Below are 13,554 nucleotides of genomic sequence, written 5' to 3'. Positions count from 1 at the left end.
TTAGAGGTAGCGGGGGACGCGCTGGCGGTAGCGCGCGTAGGCCTCGCCGAGGCGGGCGGAGAGGTAGCGCTCCTCCTGGAGCACCAGCCCGTGGAACAGCCCCCCCAGCACCGCGCACGCCCCGAGCGTCACCAGCGACGGAGCCCAGAGCGAGGCGCCCACGAGGTACAGGTAGGAGAAGACGTAGATGGGGTTGCGCGAGGAGCGGTGGAGTCCTCTCTCGTGCAGCACGGGCGGGGCCTCCCCCGCGTCCACGCCGATGCGGAACGTCGCGCCCATGCCGTACTGCGCCGCCAGCATGCCCACCAGCCCGAGCACGCCCAGCGCCCAGCCCACCTCCGGCGGAAGGGCCAGCAGGGGCCGGCCCCAGGGCAGCTCGGACCAGCGCGGCCAGAGCGCCGCCGCCACCACCGAGCCCGCCCACACCAGTGAGGCGCCGCTGATGCGCCGCGTGAGGCGCGTGTGGGCGGAGTCGGCCCCGGTGCTCCGGTAGGCCAGCGGGCTGCGGCCGAAGCGCAGGCGGTAGACGAGGCTTGCGCCCAGGTGCCCCAGCAGCAGGTGCAGCGAGATGAAGCCCAGGTAGAGCGCGGGCGCGTCGCGAAGCCCCTTCATGGTCCCACCACCTCCGCCGGAAGGCCGAAGCCCGAGGACGCCCAGCCCGCGAGCTGCTCGGTGAAGTCGCGCAGCTCGCCCCGGGTCCACAGTCCCTCGAACGTCGCCGTGTTGATGTTGAGCGTGTCGCCAAAGGCCAGGCCCGTCGCGCCCCAGGTGGCCGTGTGGCTGCGCATGGAATGGATGCGGAAGGGCGCGTCCACGAAGTGCTTGTCGAGCCGCCCCAGGTAGGTCGCCACCAGCGTGTTGGTGCGGGGCTCGGCCACCAGCCCGGGGCGCGCGTTGCGCCGCAATACGGGCCCCGGGGCGAGCCGCGCCACCGCCATGCACTCCAGCGCCGTCGTCCAGTGCACGCCCTCGTCGAGCACGCGCCGCAGCGCCTCGCGCACCAGCGCCGCCAGGGCGGGCGCGTCCTCCAGCCGGGCGCGGACCTCCCGCAGGGGAAACTCCAGCGGCACCGTCGAGCAGCCGTTGCCCAGCATCCGCCCCAGCCCCAGCATGCGCCGCAGGTCCACCGGCACCCGCAGGCGGATGAGCCCGTCCTTCGTGGGCTCGCGCAGCGCGACGCCCGCCAGCAGCGCGGCGAAGAAGACCTCCGAGGCCTGGACGTCCGTGCGGCCAGCCGGGAGTGTCAGGCGCGCCGTCGCCATCAACGAGCCGCCCGCGGTGTCTCCACTGCGGCGCAGGCCCAGGCCCCGCGGCGCGAGGAGCCGGCGGCGGGGGCTCGCGAGGCCCAGCACCCTGCCCGGCCCGCGCAGCGCCGCGAGCAGCACCTTGCCATCCGTCAGCGTCGAGGGGCCCAGCGGGGGCGACTCCGACGCGCGCCCCGCGCAGTGCAGCCAGAGCCGCTCCAGCAGGTGGGCGAGCGCCTTGGCGTCCCCAATCGCGTGGTGGAGCTGGATGGCGAGCAGCCACGGGCCCGGCGCGCCATCGGCCAGGGGGTGGAGGTGCAGCCGCAGCGGCACGTCCCTCGCGAGGTCCACCCGGGTGTTGATGACCCGCGTCACCGCCTCTGGCTCGTCCAGCGGCTCGGCGCCTTCGAGCAGGGCCGCGTCCACCGCCTCGTCCGTGCGCGGCGCGGGCACCCACGCACCGCGCCCGTCGTCCCAGGCCACGTTGAGGCGCTCGCTCTCGCGCACCAGGGCGCGCAAGGCCCCGCGCAGCCGCGCCACATCGGGCCGCGCGTCGATGCGCAGCAGCACCGTGGCCCAGATCGTGGCCACCTCGCCGTCCAGCCGCGCGAGGAGCGTGTCTACGAAGTTCGCGCGCATCGCTCCACCCATCCGCTCCACAGGGCCCGGGCCGCCTCGCCGTCCACCCGAGCCCGCCCCACCGCCTCGCGCGCCCGCTCCGGCGCCGGCAGGTGCTGGAAGACGATGTCGTCGGGCGCGTCCAGGCGCGGGCGGAGGCCCGTCGGCAGGTAGCCCGCCGCGAGGAGCACGGGCGTGGCCTCGGCCACCCGCTGGGGCTCGCCCATGGACAGGTGGACGAGGTCCACGCGCGCCCGCGAGGACGGGAGCGCCGTGGCCCCCTGCCCTTCCAAGGCGGGCCCCACCAGCTCCCGCCGTTCGAGCCGCAGGGACTCGTTCCAGTCGAGCGGGCGCGGCACGAGGCCCCCAGCGCGAGGGCGGCGCGCAAGCGGCGTCAGCTCCACCGTCCCCGGCAGACCCGAGGCGGCGAGGATGGACGCGAGCCACTCCCCCCACGGCCCCGCGGGCAGGAAGCGCCGACGCGGAGGCAGCGGCGCGAGCACCGTCGTCATCGCCAGCGCCTGCATCGGCAGGCCCGAGCCCTCCACCCCCACCAGCCTCTCCCCCTCGGTGTAGTCGACGATGAGGCCCACCGGCACGGCCCGCATGAAGCGCGACGCGTAGCGCTGCGCCATGAGGTGCAGCGTGGACGTCTGCTGGTGCAGGAAGCCCACGCGCGCCTTGAGCAGCTCCAGGAGGTGGCTCCACAGCCGCTCGTGCTCGGAGCGGTCCATGGCGGTGCGCCGGATGGGCAGGGCCATGGAGAGCCCCGAGTCCAGGGAGTCCCGCCCCGGCGTGCACCACAGCCCCGTGTGCCAGAGGAGCGTGCCCTGGGCGTCGAACTCCCCCAGGCTGAGCAGGACGCCGGCCCTCCAGAGCCGCGAGGCCCCTCCAGGCTCATGGAGGAAGCGGTAGGAGTAGCTCCCGGCGTAGCGCGCGTGGAGCAGCTCGCGCAGCGCGGGCTCATCGGGCTCCGCCAGCCAGCGGGTGTGCTCGCTGGGCTGGGCGGCGCGAAGGCCGTCAAAAGGGGGGGCGGCGCGTTCCCGGCACATGAAGTGTCAGCAATGCACCAACAGGGCCAGCCGGGAAGCCCCCTCCTTCCGAGGAGATGGGCCCGGCCGCCGCCCCGCGCCCCCGCCGGGTGTGCAGCCCGCTACACGGGGTGGAGTGCTCGGCTGCACAGGCGGAAAGCGCCTGCCCGGCCGTGCATCCCGGCGTCACGCGAGGGCGCGGAGAGCGTACGCACCACCACGGAACGGCATTCCTTGCAGACGACGCCCACGCGCTCTCAGTGCATCTGCCTCCCTCAAGCGGAGGCGGAGCCGGGGCTGGAGGAAGAGAGCCCGGCCCTGGCTGCGACGGTGGAGTCGACGAAGGAGCGCACGCCGCGATTGGATTGGACAGGGCTGCTGAGGAGGACCACCGCTCCGGCCTCTTCGCGCTGGAGCTGGAGCTGCTGACGGGCCAGCTGGGCTTGCCCACGACATGTGCGAGGTTGGCCGCGGCACGTGGGCCCCCCCAGGCCGTGTGGTGTTGAGGCTCAAGAGGCGCAAACAGGCCCAGGCTCCCGCCACGCACCTGATGGGCGCGCGGCCTGGGCAGGCGTGTGCCCCAAGGGGGCTCAAGCGGCCTGTCCACCGGCAGGGAGCTTCTCTCGGGCGGCCCCGTCTGCGGCCCTCTTCCGCCCCTCTGCACCCTCCCTCCCCCTCAACAGCGCCCCCTCCCCTCTTATGCGCAGACGACGGCCCAGGCTCTGCGAGCGGAGCTGGCTGCAGGCGCCGCCGCAGGCGAGGGCGTGCGTGAGCTCTCCAACCGGGTGGAGGACGTCTTCGAGGACGCCGAGGGCTACCGCTCCCGGCGCATCGCCCGGACGGAGGTAGTGGGGCTGAGCAACTCCGCCAACGTGGAGGCGTGGCGCCAGTCCGGCGTGGTAGAGGGCAAGAAGTGGCTGTCGGTGCGTGACGCCAACACCCGGGACGCGCACCGCAAGCTGGACGGTCAGTAGGTGGGGCTGGGCGAGCCCTTCACCACCAGCGCCGGACGCAAGGCCCAGCACCCCGGCGGCTTCGGTGTAGCCGAGGAGGACATCAACTGCCGGTGCACGGGCCTGCCCAAAGTGGCGGACCCGGACAGGGCCGTTCGCCGCGCCCGCACGGAGGAGGCCAAGGTGGCCCGCTGGAAGGCGTTCGACGAGGCGCTGGTGCCCTGGGAGGACGCGCTGGAGGAGGCGCTCAAGGCGGGCTTCCGGGCGCAGCGCGCAGCTGTGCTGGCGGCGCTGGAGAAGGCGGCGTGAAGCGGCTCCTGCGCGCGCTGAGTGCGCTGCTGCCCCTGCCTCCCCGCCCCGGGCTCATCGTGGCGGAGGGGCTGGCATGGGAGGCAGCGGAACGACTCGACGTGCCGTGCCTCAACCCGGGCGGGCTCGTCGCTCTCAACCGCCCACCGTTGGCACGGGGAGCGTTCTGCCAGCACTGCGGAGCGCAGGGACCAAGCGCACATCGTGCGAAGTGCCTGGAGAACGAGCGGCGTGGAGTCCAGTTCATGCTCCGATGAGCGCCGCCGACGCGTTCAGTTCGTCGATCACCCGTCTTGGTATAGGCAGGCACCGGCGCGCTGGAGACGAGCCCAAGCGCACGTCACTTGAGAGGAGGGGAAAGGCGCGGGGTGGGGAGATAGACGAATCGCCACGACACGCCACGGGCTGAATTAAATCCCCAGTTCTTTACCGAGAAATTGCTGCGGCGTATCTGTTTGCCACGCCCGGCGCATGGAGTGCTCGGGACGTCACCCCTTGGGGGGAGGACGAAGATGGCATGGTATCTCGTGACATACGACGTGAAGACTCCGTACCAGTCTCAGGTGAAGAAGAACCTGATGGCGAGCGGCTTCACCGACAAGACGCTGTTGGTGACGAAGGAGGTTGTGCAGCTTCCGTCGACGACACTGCTCGTCGACGCGGCAAACGCTAAGGAAGCTGCGGCAAAATTCAAGGCGGTGGCGGCTGCTGGAGTCCTGCCTCGAAGTACCGGACCCGTGGTCGAGCGTTACGTGGTGGTTGCATTGACGCGTGACAGTCACGCAGAGGGGTGAGGCAAGGTCGTCGAGGGCGGCCACGCACTCACCCGCTTGGCCGTTCCCGAAACCGACGCTGAATGGGTTGTGGGAGATCTGCCGACATTGCTCCGAGAGCAAGGCGACCAGCGCCGGACCCGTGCCGCGCCGCCGAGTAACTTCATTCCCAGCCGGTGCATCGAGCGCCGGGCAACGACTCATGGGGGATTGCCAGGATGGCGGAGTTCATCGTGACCGATGATGCAGAGAAGCCGCACCACGTGCAGATTCTGGAGAACTTGAGGGCGCGCGAATTCTTCACCTTCGCAAGGAATCCACTGGACGAGCCGGTCAACCTCCCAAACACAACGGTCAGATTTCGCGCTGACTCCGCGCCGCAGGCTGCCGCGAAGTTTGTGGCGTCTGCTGTAGTTGGGATTCCAGGGGGAACAGCGTCATCACGCGGCTTGCCGTCATTTCCGCCTGAGGGGCGTTCGTGATGGGCGACAAGCTCCGCTAGCCATTCCGAGTGGGCGGCCCGTCATCCCATCTCCGCCACCAGGAAATGCGGAAATAAATCCAGACTAATTTACGAAGAATTCGCATGCACATACTTATGGAAGGAGCACGGCGCACCTCTGCGTCGGCCAAGAACCCCTCTGGGGGGAGGACGAAGAATGACGATGTATATCGTGGCGTACGACGTCAACACGCCGCACCAGGGCGCGGTGAAGGCGAAGCTTCAGGCGAATGGATTCGGGAACCTCATTCCAGTTGCCCCCTCCGGGCACCGACAGCTCCCGGACACGACGCTGGCTGTAAACGCCGCATCGCCCAAGGAGGCCCTCACGAAGTTCAAGACGCTCGCCGTAAGCGCGGCAACCGGAGTCGTGGTCGAGCGAGTTGTTGCAGTCGAGGCGACCCAGTACTCAATTGACGGAGAAGCGTACCCCTGACGCAGGGGTGACGTCAGGCGCGGTCCATCGAGAGTGGCCACTCACCCACCCGGGTGGCCGTTCCCGAAACCGACGCGGAATGGGTTGTGGGAGCGCGGCCGACACTGACCGACGATGTCCAGGCGAAGGAACAACAGCGCATGACACCCCTCTCGCCAGCGCCTACCGTTGCTTCCGCCGGGCACCCAGGCGCCTGGTAGTTGCCCTAACGGGGAGGACCGCATGCCGCAGTACATCGTGACGTACGATGTGAAGAAGCCGCACCACTCGGCCGTAAAGAATACCCTGCTGGAGAATGGGTTCAGGGACTACATCAATGCCCCCTCTGGCAAGAATCGCCAGTTGCCCAATACGACGCTCGCAATCGACGCGATGTCGACCAAGGACGCGAAGGCACTCTTCCTTAAGTGTGTCACAAAAGTCGCATCAGGCATTTTGGAGCGGTTCATCCTGCTCAGCGGCGAGACCTACTCCATCCGCTCGGAAGAGGTTGATGGAGACGACGAGATCGACTGACGCCCCCCTCTTGATTCGTTTCAGAAGGGCCCAGCAGCGTCGGCGGTGTGAGTGACAAGCGCGCCCGACTGCTGACCCCGCTGGAGTTCGCCCAGCTTTCCAAGGCGAAGGACTTCAACCCACGAGCCGCCCTCGTGGCCCGCGACGTTGGAGAGGTGCCGCACCCGCGCGTCGAGGGCGGAGTCCTCCACGACGTCATCATGTCCATGTCCACCGTGGGCCGTGCCGACGACACCGTGTCCCAGGGCGGGTGGGACCTCGTCAACTTCCTAAAGACCCCGGTGCTGCTGTGGTGCCACGACATGTGGAGCCCGCCCATCGGCACCATCGGTGCCCCCGTCGTGCGCACGACGGAGACGGGCATGCAGCAGCTCGTCGCGCCAACCGTCGAGTTCGCGCCCAGGGAGGTCAATCCCTTTGGCGCCATGGTGGGCGCCCTCTACACGCGCGAGAAGCGGTTCTCCCGCGCGTTCTCCGTCGGCGTCCGGCCGAAGCTGTGGAACTACAACGACGAGCGCGGCGGAGTGGACTTCATGCACCAGGAGCTCCTCGAGCTTTCGTGCTGTGCCATCGGGATGAACCAGGAGTGCCTGTCGGGCGCGAAGTCCGCCGGCATCCAGGTGGACCTGTTCCTCCCCTTCGCCGAGAAGCGCCTGGACAATGACGCAACCGCGCCCGCGTGGATGGCCCAGGACTTCGCTGGCACGGTCTACCACACCCTCGTCGGCACGAGGGCCGCCCCAGGCCGTGTGGTGTTGAGGCTCAAGAGGCGCCAACAGGCCCAGGCTCCCGCCACGCACCTGATGGGCGCGCGGCCTGGGCAGGCGTGTGCCCCAGGGGGGCTCAAGCGGCCTGTCCACCGGCAGGGAGCTTCTCTCGGGCAGCCCCGTCTGCGGCCCTCTTCCGCCCCTCTGCACCCTCCCTCCCCCTCAACAGCGCCCCCTTCCCTCTTATGCGCCGGTGCGGGAAGCGACTCACGAGTTGCAAGGCTCGGTTCGGAGCCACCGCAGTGCTCCCGTACGGCGGCTTCCCGGGTGCCGGGCGACTCCGGTGATGGCTTGGCATCGCCGGACGAGAGAAACGAGGACCCGCTCCAATTCACTGGAGCGGGCCTCAGACCGCGAGGGTGGACGGATGGCTATCTACCGCCGGCTTCGACCTCGCCACGATTGACGGCTGGGGCGGGAACCGGAACCTCATCCTGGTCTGGGAACTGGCGCGTCCAAACCCGCCAGATCATTGATGCCATAAGCCAGAACGACATGATCGCGATGACCGTGACGGCTTGGCTCGGATTCAGCGATTTCAACATTCGCAACACTGCAAGTATGGGTTTCATCTGATCTCATTTCAAGTCACTTAAAGCGTCACTGACAAAATGAGACCCTTGGCCTTGATTTCGAGGCATGGCCGCCAAAGGTCTCCTGCAACTAGCCACTGCTGACGGTCGTCGGGCGGATTGGTCGAGGCTGCGGTTTGCTGCGGTCCACATCGAATGCCGTTGGCGCGACATGTAGGACGTGGCATGTGTGGGTCTAGGTGTGCATGTTCCCTCCTTTTCTGAGTGACGGACTGGAAGCTGGTTCGTGTGCAGTCGATTGCACGGATCGAGACCCCGGTTGTGGAACTAATTCAATATGGATATAGAATGGATATAGATACCTACGCGGGGATCGCTACCATCTACGGAATCAGATAACGAATCGCTCAGACAGTGCCCATGTACTCCTAAGTACCAAACCAGATTTCGAGGCAGGGCCGCCAAAGCGTTCCTGCAAGGGGTGCCTACTTGGCGGTGGGCACCCCTTCTTTTTGGGGCTGGCGCCAAACGATTTAGGATGTGCCCTAGCCTCCAGTTGAATCAGTGCCGGACGTATACTGCGGCGCTCTGCGGGTCTGTGTGAAGACCAGCAATAACAGGCCGTTGCGAACATGTGCACAAAGGTGCGCTTTGCCGCCGCGCGTTCGGCGGCCTCGCCAGCTGTAATCTACACGATCTCCCCGAAGCCACAATCCAGCGGGGACGGGATGCTAATAATGCAGACGATGTTGCCTGCCTCGTCCACCGCAGAGGGCGAGACACCCGTTGGTCTTTGACCTGCCTGCGGGAGCGCAGGCGAAGTTCTTGATCCTGCGAGATCAGCCCGACATCTGGTCTTGCCCGCTGTCTTGAGTCGAGTCCCCGCTCACTTCTTGAGTTGGTCGAATACGCGCTTCGTGGTGGCCGATCAAGAACAGCACTGACCCTACTGATAGTGCTGGGAAGTGTACTACCACCAACTGGAAGTAGTGGGCGGAAGTCGGACTGGGTCCGCGCTCCGATGGACGTCGCTAGACAGGCCCACGCTGCTCGCGTGCGATATGTCCAAGGGTGACGGCGATGACTCCGGTTGTCCTGTAGGAGGACGTTCGACTTCGACAGGTTCGCCTGCGTGAGGTGTGGAGGGAGGCTTAAGGGTCTTGGCGTACGTGAAGGGGGCCCCCCGGGGTGCGGGCGATTCTGGAGCACCTGGGCTTGCCCACGGCATGTGCGAGGTTGGCTCCTGCACGAGGGCCACCCCAGGCCGTGTGGTGTTGAGGCTCAAGACAGCCAACAGGCCCAGGCTCCCGCCACGCACCTGATGGGAGCACGGCCTGGGCAGGCGTGTGCCCCAAGGGGGCTCAAGCGGCCTGTCCTCCGGCAGGGAGCTTCTTTCGGGCGGCCCCGTCGGGGCACGAGGTCGGGTTCTCGAGTGGGCCGCAGGAGGCATCTCCGCACCGGGTGCAGTCCGCGGGGCACGTCAGCTCGCCCTCGAATCCGTTGCAGACGTTGTCGCCGCAGGAGATGGCGCCGACACGGGCCACCTTCATGTACGTGTTCTCTCCCTCCGAGACCATGGCCAGGGCCAGGTGTCGATACTGAGACGACACGCCGTAGCCATTCTCGTTCCCGGTGTCCTCGTCGTCGGTGAAGATCTGTCCCTTCGCCGTGCCGAAGGTGAAGTCCTGCGCCGCGAAGACGCCATACTCGAACCCCAGGTCCGGAAGGCTCGGTGCGGGCGTGCTGGAGTTGCCGCTGACATGCCCTGCGGTTTTCGGACCAGCTGAAGCTTGAGAGGATGTCGTCTCCGGACACCACAGTGGCAGGCAGTGAAGAAGAGTCGGTTCAGCGAAGAGCAGATGGTCGCCATTCTGCGAGAGGCGAAGCGGTCGTCCGTGCCGGAGACCGCGAAGAAGCATGGAGTGAGCGAGCCCATGGTCTACGCGTGGCGCAAGCGCTTCGGGGGCATGGACGCCAACGACACGAAGAGGCTGAAGCAGCTGGAGGCGGAGAATGCGCGGTTGAAGAAGCTGCTGGCTGAGCGGGACTTGGACATCGAGTTGTTGAAGGAAATCCAAGCAAAAAAATGGTGAGCGCCCCCGCGCGAAGACAGCAGGTGGAGTATGCCCGCACCCGGGGGCTGTCCACCCGGCGAGCATGCCGGCTGTTGCGGGTGGCGCGCTCTGCCTTGGGGTACGTGTCGCAGAAGGCACTGCGGGAGAAGTCTGTCGTGGAGCGGATGCGCGAGCTCGCCCTGCAGTACCCGAGGTGCAGCTACCGTCGCATCCGCATCTTCTTGGGACGGGACGGTCACCGCATGTGCCCAGACAGGGCATATCGGCTCTGGCGCAAGGAGGGCCTGCAGGTGCCGCGCAAACGGCCCAGGCGGCGAGTGGCGGCCAGCCGCCCGCGTCCGTTGCCTGCGACGGGGCCCAACCAGGTCTGGGCCAACGACTTCGTTTTCGATGGCTGCGCCAACGGACAGCAGCTCAAATGCCTCACGCTGGTGGACGAGTGGACGCGCGAGTGCCTTGCCACCGACGTCGCGGGCGCCATCCGCTCCGGACGGGTAGTCGAGGTGCTGTCGAAGCTGGTGAGTCAAAGAGGGGCGCCCAGGCACATGCGCAGTGACAACGGGTCGGAGTTCGTCGCCTCGGCCATCCAGCGGTGGGCCGCGGAGGCTCGCATCGAGCTGGCGCACATCGCACCGGGCAAGCCCTGGCAGAACGGCACCGACGAGAGTTTCAACGGACGCTTTCGCGACGAGTGCCTCAGCATGGAATGGTTCCGTTCCAGGGTAGAGGCGAAGGTTGTCATCGAGGCGTGGCGGCAGCACTACAATCTGGTCGGGCCACACTCGAGCCTCGGCTACCTCACGCCTCTGGAATTTCGACGGCAGTGCGAAGCAGTGGTACCCAACCCTTCCCAGCCGGCACCTCTCTCGTAATCAGTGGTCCGAAGGATCCAGGCAGGTCAGGATGCTGGAGCGTTCGACAGCGACAGAAGTGGGAATCCAAGGAGCCCCATGGCAAGCATTCACTTCAAATGCAGTCGTAGCCTCAACCTGCACCACATCGGTGCCGGAATCTACGACTCCGGCACCTGGGACGTCTCTCCCTCTGAGGCGGCGCAACTTGTGGGGGGAACGCTCTACCTTCACGAGAAAAAGGCCAGTCCCTCATACTTTGGCGGGACGGTCCTCTCGTTCACGGTTGTCGACGTACCAGAGAAGGCACATTCTCGGCGCATCGTGTTTCGAATCCGTGCATCCGACTCTGCGAAGGGAAAGGCATGGCGTGGTGAAAACCACCGCAATGCTTGGACCAGTAGGGTGCTGCCGTAATCATCCCTGCACACCCAATGTCGGGAACGGCTTGCCACGAAGACACGGGAGCGGGCCGTACCTCTACAGCCCGAACGTGAGCCGGGCTCCGACGCCAGCATAGGACTCACGTGGCGTCCACTGCGCGAGCGCAAAGAGGGCGAGGTTGCTCCCTCCATCCAGCCCTACCGCGACGCTCGTCAGCGTGGACGCGCGGCCTGGGCCTCGATGTAGCCCTGGCCCATGGGCACATCCGTCAGTACCCGGGAAGGCCCCGCGGCGACAGCTATCCGCGGGGCGTCTGAAGGACCGCCGCCACCGCAGTGGCCAGACCGACCGCCCGGACGATGGAGCCCACGGACTGGCCGACTTCCAGCACCGTCCCCTTGGCCAGCGACGCGCATGCCCTGACGCGGTCCAGCACTCCCTTGATGAGCCCGGAAAGGAATGTGACCAGCGTGCTGCCGGTGGGGCCGAGCACCTCCGCCTGCTTACCAGCGGCGATTTGACCATCGTCTTCGCGGCAAGAGAGGCTGACGACATGCGCCTCCCTGCCCTCGGGGTCCTCCTCGCAGCCTCCATTGCCACTCCCGCCGAGCCACCAACGACACCGCGCGTTCCCAGGAAAGCGAACGCAGCCAAGCAAACGCCGACGGCGGAAGACATCGAGGAGATGCGCGAGCTCCAGAGCATTCTGGCGAAAACGAGCGAACTCGAAGGCAAGTTGAAGGCCTTCGGCGATGATTTCTTTTACGAGTGCCTCAAGACGGTCGGCCACCCTGCGTTCTGTCGATGCCTCCGTGAGCGGAGACCGTGGTCCGCAACATTCCCACAGTACGTGAGCGTGATGGTTGCCGCTCCTGACGAAATCAAGAAGGCCAAAGCGTCCTCGGATGAATCTCGGGAGTTCGTGACGCGGGTTCAGTATGCGCGCGAGGAATGTGTCTCCGCCCACTTCGCCCCATCCCCGCCGGCAACGGAGCGCGAGAGGTAGACTCGGACGGGCTTTACCCCCGCCCGGCTCCGCCATCATCGTCAGGCTTCAGCCCCAAACACAACGCCGCGCGCGCAGCCTCACTCTCGGGGGGGCGGCACTCGGGCGATTCTGGGGTCCTCCGGCTGAGACGCCCATGGGGTCATTATGGGCGCGGGCGTGCTGCGCGGCGCAGGAGACACCCGCTTCACCTTCCTGGCCAACATGGTGGGGCACTACGCCATCGGCCTGCCGCTCACGTGGCTGCTGGGCTTCAAGCTGGGGCTGGGCGTGGTGGGCATCTGGTGGGGCATGTGCGGCGGGGCTCATCGCGGTGGCCTTCGCGCTGCTCTGGCGCTTCCACCGCGTGAGCGCCGGCACGCTGCGCCCGCTCGAGGTCTGAGCGGGCTCCAAGGCCCGGTGCCTACAAGGGCAGGTACTGCTGAATCATCTCCCGCCACACGGGCCAGTCGTGATTGCCGCCCTGCCAGATGGCGAGTTGGTGGGCCAGGTCCTTCTTCCACAGCAGGATGGAGAGGTGCTCGTTATGCGCTGAAATCAATATGCGCTGAAATCAATCTGCAGGACGGGGGTGTCCGCTTCGATGTCGCGCCGGAACCGCCCCCACCGGTCGAGCGTGCTCTCGTCGAGCACGGCCGGGTCGCGATACTGGTGGAACAGCGCGTAATTCATCGAGCGCTGGAGCGCGAGCAGGTCCGGCACGGCCGCGAGCCACTCGCGATCCATCCGTCGGAGCTCCCGATACCCTTCGAGGAACGGCCCCAGGAACGCAGCGACCGCTTCGTCGCGCGCCTCTCGAGCCTCGCCTCGCGCGATGTAGAAGAGGAGGACCGCGATGTCCTTGACGAACCACGCGTACTCGCAGTTGTCGAAGTCGAACGCGGTGATCTTCCCTTCGGCGAAGCAGAAGTTGTGCATGTGGAGATCGGCGTGGATCAGCCCGTAGCTCTCCGGTGTTCGCGGGAGCCGGTTCAATCGCGCGATGATCGCCGCGGTGCGCTCGCGAACGAGCTTCTCCTCGGGGGGAGCGAACCGGTCGATGTCGACCACGTCGTACTCATGCCATTCCTGGCGCTTGAGCCTGGGGCTCGAAGGCGCGTAGCTCTCTGCGCGGTTGTGGAGCCGCGCGAACAGCCGGCCCATGTCGCGGAACAGGGGGGGCTTCCAGTAGCGCTCCTTGAGCGGAGGCGCGTCGTCGAAGACGACGCCCGGCGCGCGCTCGAACGCGGTGACGACGAAGTAGCTGCCGGGCTCGCGATCTTCGATCCGCTCCACGAACTGCCCCGAATCGGAGAGGATCGGCGATGCGACTGGAATGCGCGCGGCGGCCAGATAGCGAACGAACTCGACCTCCCCCTGCGTGTAGTCAATCGTTCGCCGCGTACTGTGCGAGATGCGCAAGATAAGGCCTTCGCCGTCGTCGTTCTCCGCCTCGTAGACGAAGTTCTCGAAGGCCTGGAGCTCGGTGAGCTGCTCGGGCGACAGGCCATACCGGCGCGCAGCCTCATCGCGAATCGGTTCGTGGAAGCGGCGGACAAGCTCTGGATGCATCGAAC

The 13,554-nt window shown here is 67.0% G+C and carries 14 protein-coding genes and 1 pseudogene; 8 read left to right on the top strand and 7 right to left on the bottom strand.

The genetic code is table 11. The features are described from left to right. From HUA78_RS30470 to HUA78_RS30460, 3 genes are read right to left on the bottom strand one after another with little or no spacing between them, the layout of a single operon-like run. Entirely contained in the window at positions 1–612 is a 612-nt protein-coding gene (locus HUA78_RS30470) for an isoprenylcysteine carboxylmethyltransferase family protein (protein WP_174468853.1), read from the bottom strand. After that, positions 609–1,883, bottom strand: a complete 1,275-nt coding sequence (locus tag HUA78_RS47575; RefSeq protein WP_174477749.1) for a hypothetical protein — start codon at positions 1,881–1,883, stop codon at positions 609–611. Before HUA78_RS47575 ends, HUA78_RS30470 begins: the two co-directional genes overlap by 4 nt. After that, complete coding sequence (locus HUA78_RS30460) at positions 1,865–2,914, bottom strand: hypothetical protein (protein ID WP_174477748.1); 1,050 nt, start codon at positions 2,912–2,914, stop codon at positions 1,865–1,867. Before HUA78_RS30460 ends, HUA78_RS47575 begins: the two co-directional genes overlap by 19 nt. Positions 2,915–3,468: 554 nt before the next feature. On the opposite strand from HUA78_RS30460, the gene HUA78_RS47785 reads away from it, so the two are divergent. From HUA78_RS47785 to HUA78_RS30430, 6 genes are all read left to right on the top strand, one after another. Further along, positions 3,469–3,867: a phage minor head protein gene (locus HUA78_RS47785; RefSeq protein WP_174477747.1), complete on the top strand. Its 399-nt coding sequence runs from the start codon at positions 3,469–3,471 to the stop codon at positions 3,865–3,867. After that, the gene (locus HUA78_RS30450; protein WP_174477746.1) at positions 3,868–4,155 is read left to right on the top strand and encodes a hypothetical protein; all 288 of its coding nucleotides are present in this window, start codon (positions 3,868–3,870) and stop codon (positions 4,153–4,155) included. Positions 4,156–4,667: 512 nt separating this feature from the next. Further along, positions 4,668–4,949 carry a hypothetical protein gene (locus HUA78_RS30445; protein ID WP_174477745.1) on the top strand — a complete coding sequence of 94 codons (282 nt, stop codon included), beginning with the start codon at positions 4,668–4,670 and terminating at the stop codon, positions 4,947–4,949. A gap of 638 nt (positions 4,950–5,587) precedes the next feature. After that, positions 5,588–5,866, top strand: coding sequence for a hypothetical protein (locus HUA78_RS30440; protein ID WP_174477744.1), 279 nt, complete (start codon positions 5,588–5,590; stop codon positions 5,864–5,866). A gap of 222 nt (positions 5,867–6,088) precedes the next feature. Then, positions 6,089–6,382, top strand: a complete 294-nt coding sequence (locus HUA78_RS30435; protein ID WP_174477743.1) for a hypothetical protein — start codon at positions 6,089–6,091, stop codon at positions 6,380–6,382. Between the two features lie 47 nt (positions 6,383–6,429). Continuing rightward, on the top strand, positions 6,430–7,725 hold the full coding sequence (locus HUA78_RS30430) for a hypothetical protein (protein ID WP_174477742.1): 1,296 nt from the start codon (positions 6,430–6,432) through the stop codon (positions 7,723–7,725). 1,318 nt (positions 7,726–9,043) lie between these two features. On the opposite strand, the gene HUA78_RS30425 is transcribed toward HUA78_RS30430, so the two are convergent. Beyond that, complete coding sequence (locus tag HUA78_RS30425) at positions 9,044–9,601, bottom strand: hypothetical protein (RefSeq protein WP_174477685.1); 558 nt, start codon at positions 9,599–9,601, stop codon at positions 9,044–9,046. Here HUA78_RS30425 and HUA78_RS30420 point away from each other — a divergent pair. Then, positions 9,512–10,629, top strand: a protein-coding gene (locus HUA78_RS30420) for an IS3 family transposase (protein WP_174477741.1) whose coding sequence is annotated in 2 segments (ribosomal slippage) — positions 9,512–9,770 and positions 9,770–10,629 — 1,119 coding nt in all. Because the reading frame shifts where the segments join, the coding sequence is not laid out codon by codon here. The two genes, HUA78_RS30425 and HUA78_RS30420, sit on opposite strands and share 90 nt — an antisense overlap. A 661-nt stretch (positions 10,630–11,290) precedes the next feature. Here HUA78_RS30420 and HUA78_RS30415 read toward each other — a convergent pair. Further along, the gene (locus HUA78_RS30415; RefSeq protein WP_174477740.1) at positions 11,291–11,782 is read right to left on the bottom strand and encodes a hypothetical protein; all 492 of its coding nucleotides are present in this window, start codon (positions 11,780–11,782) and stop codon (positions 11,291–11,293) included. Between the two features lie 363 nt (positions 11,783–12,145). Here HUA78_RS30415 and HUA78_RS46750 point away from each other — a divergent pair. After that, positions 12,146–12,380, top strand: a pseudogene (locus HUA78_RS46750) (MATE family efflux transporter); the annotation flags it as partial. Positions 12,381–12,401: 21 nt separating this feature from the next. Here the strand turns inward: HUA78_RS46750 and HUA78_RS30410 are convergent. Continuing rightward, positions 12,402–12,539: a hypothetical protein gene (locus HUA78_RS30410; RefSeq protein ID WP_254623969.1), complete on the bottom strand. Its 138-nt coding sequence runs from the start codon at positions 12,537–12,539 to the stop codon at positions 12,402–12,404. Beyond that, complete coding sequence (locus HUA78_RS30405; protein WP_174477739.1) at positions 12,536–13,549, bottom strand: phosphotransferase enzyme family protein; 1,014 nt, start codon at positions 13,547–13,549, stop codon at positions 12,536–12,538. Before HUA78_RS30405 ends, HUA78_RS30410 begins: the two co-directional genes overlap by 4 nt. Positions 13,550–13,554 lie beyond the last annotated feature (5 nt).

The sequence above is a fragment of the Myxococcus sp. CA033 genome (assembly GCF_013336625.1).
In the GTDB taxonomy this organism is placed as follows: Bacteria; Myxococcota; Myxococcia; order Myxococcales; family Myxococcaceae; genus Myxococcus; species Myxococcus llanfairpwllgwyngyllgogerychwyrndrobwllllantysiliogogogochensis.
The sequence above is the reverse complement of the archived record's forward strand: the minus strand, read 5'-3'. Positions and strand labels throughout refer to the sequence as shown.

Coding starts and splice junctions, on each gene's coding strand:
- HUA78_RS30470 (WP_174468853.1), bottom strand. CDS start 612: ATGAAGGGGCTTCGCGACGCGCCCGCGCTCTACCTGGGCTTCATCTCG.
- HUA78_RS47575 (WP_174477749.1), bottom strand. CDS start 1,883: ATGCGCGCGAACTTCGTAGACACGCTCCTCGCGCGGCTGGACGGCGAG.
- HUA78_RS30460 (WP_174477748.1), bottom strand. CDS start 2,914: ATGTGCCGGGAACGCGCCGCCCCCCCTTTTGACGGCCTTCGCGCCGCC.
- HUA78_RS30445 (WP_174477745.1), top strand. CDS start 4,668: ATGGCATGGTATCTCGTGACATACGACGTGAAGACTCCGTACCAGTCT.
- HUA78_RS30440 (WP_174477744.1), top strand. CDS start 5,588: ATGACGATGTATATCGTGGCGTACGACGTCAACACGCCGCACCAGGGC.
- HUA78_RS30435 (WP_174477743.1), top strand. CDS start 6,089: ATGCCGCAGTACATCGTGACGTACGATGTGAAGAAGCCGCACCACTCG.
- HUA78_RS30425 (WP_174477685.1), bottom strand. CDS start 9,601: ATGCTTCTTCGCGGTCTCCGGCACGGACGACCGCTTCGCCTCTCGCAG.
- HUA78_RS30405 (WP_174477739.1), bottom strand. CDS start 13,549: ATGCATCCAGAGCTTGTCCGCCGCTTCCACGAACCGATTCGCGATGAG.